This is a genomic window from Pseudomonas sp. ICMP 3272 (assembly GCF_001466905.1).
In the GTDB taxonomy this organism is placed as follows: Bacteria; Pseudomonadota; Gammaproteobacteria; order Pseudomonadales; family Pseudomonadaceae; genus Aquipseudomonas; species Aquipseudomonas amygdali.
Window position 1 is genome coordinate 1 of sequence record NZ_LKEK01000109.1, and the last position, 2060, is coordinate 2060.

1 pseudogene is annotated in these 2060 nt (G+C 59.9%); it reads left to right on the forward strand.

The annotated features are described in order from the left end of the window. Positions 1-2060, forward strand: a pseudogene (locus AO068_RS25110) (filamentous hemagglutinin); the annotation flags it as partial.

Here is a 2060-nt window from a genome sequence, read left to right on the forward strand (position 1 = left end):
TGATCGTGCATAGCGACAGCGTGGACAACCGTGGCGGTTCGATTCGTGCCGAGAAAGGCCTGCAGCTGTTCGTCGATGCACTCGACAACAGCCAGACCGGGCTGAGCACCGCTCAAAAGGGCCTGATCAACAGCAATGCCGGTCTTGAACTGGTTGGCACGCATCTGGATAACCAGAACGGTCTGCTCAACGCCGCTGGCCTGATGCAGTTGCAGGTCGACAGCGCTCTCAACGGCAGTGGTCGTATCGCCAGTCAGGCCGACATGGTCGCCAACATCGCCAATCTGACCCAGCAGGGCGGCGAGCTGGTTGCGCAGGGCAATCTGACCCTGACCGGCAAAACCCTCGACAACCAGGCAGGCGGCCTGGTGGGCTCTACAAAAGCGCTGAAAATCGATGTTACCGACATCGACAACAAGGCCGGTGAACTGTCCAGCCAGATCGGTGTGGACATCATTGGTCAGACGCTCGACAACAGCAACGGCGGCAAGGTAACTGCACTTGGGCTGACCGTGGCGCGCGTGATCAACCTGAATAAAGGCCTGTTGTTCGGTAACACCCTGCGTCTCGACGGTGCGCGGCTGGATAACGCAGGCGGTACGCTGGCGAGCCAGAAGGACATGAGCATTGATGTGTCCGGTGCGCTGGACAACAGCGGTGGTCTGCTCAGCAGCGAAGCGGGGTTGACGGTCAATGCCGCTTCGTTGCAAAACGCAGCAGGCAGTCTGTCCAGTGCCGATGCCTTGAGCGTCACCACCACCGGCGCTCTGGAGAACCAGGCGGGTTCTGTCACCACCGACGCAACGCTGACGCTGACCAGCGCCAGCCTGGACAACAGTCAGGCGGGCAAACTGGCTGGCAAGGGCGCCACGCATTCGACAACAGCCAGGGTGGTCGCCTGACCAGCAGCGATACCCTGCAGTTGACGGCCGGTAAAGTCATCAACCAGAGCGCCGGACGTATTGCCAGTGCGCTGGCATTGACGGCCAGCGTGACCAGCCTCGACCAGCAGGGTGGTGAGCTGTTCAGCAACACCTCGCTGAGCCTCGACCTGAACAACGGCCAGTTGAACAATCAGGGCGGTTTGATCAACGCCCCCGGCGTGTTGCTGCTGAAGAATCTCAACGGCGTGGCCAACCAGAACGGCGAAATCTCCAGCGCAAAGGCCTTTACCCTGAACGCCAACAGTCTCGATAACAGTGGCGGCAAACTGCTCAGCAGTCAGGCCCTGACGCTGATCGTCAACAAGGCGCTGAGCAACGTCAAAGGTACGATTTCCGCTGCCGCGCTGAACACTCGCAGCGACAGCCTGGACAACACCGAAGGCTTGATCAGCAGCCGCGCAGGCCTGGACCTGACGGTCAATACCGCCCTGACCAACGTCAAGGGCACGCTGATTGGCGACGGCGATGTGAAGCTGAGTGAATACCGCCCTGACCAACGTCAAGGGCACGCTGATTGGCGACGGCGATGTGAAGCTGAGTGCCGCGACAGCAGACAACGGCCTCGGCCAGATCGCCAGCAAACAGAACCTCAACGCACAGATCGGCAGCCTTCGGCAACTGGGCGGTCAGATGCTTGCCCAGGGCACATTGACCTTGCGCGGCGACGCGCTGGACAACCGTCAGAACGGTTTCATCGGCGCAACCCAAGCCCTCGATATCAATGTCACCGACATCGATAACCGTAGCGGTGAACTGTCCAGTCAGGACGTGATTACCCTGACCGGCCAGCAACTCAACAACAACGACAGCGGTCAGGTGCTGGCACAGAAAGCCTTGAATCTGAACGTTGCGCAGATCACCAACCGAACGAACGGTCTGCTCTCCAGCCAAGGCGGCTTAACGCTGGTCGGTAGCACCCTGGACAACACCGGTGGTGCGCTCAGTGCCCTCAAAGCCTTGGGTATCGACCTGTCTGCAGCACTCGATAACACTCAAGGCCTGATCAGCAACGAAGATGTCCTGACGGTAAAGACCAGCAGTCTGACCAATACCGCAGGCAGCGTCTCCAGCGCTGGAAAACTGACCCTCGACAGCACCGGAGCAATCAGCAACCAG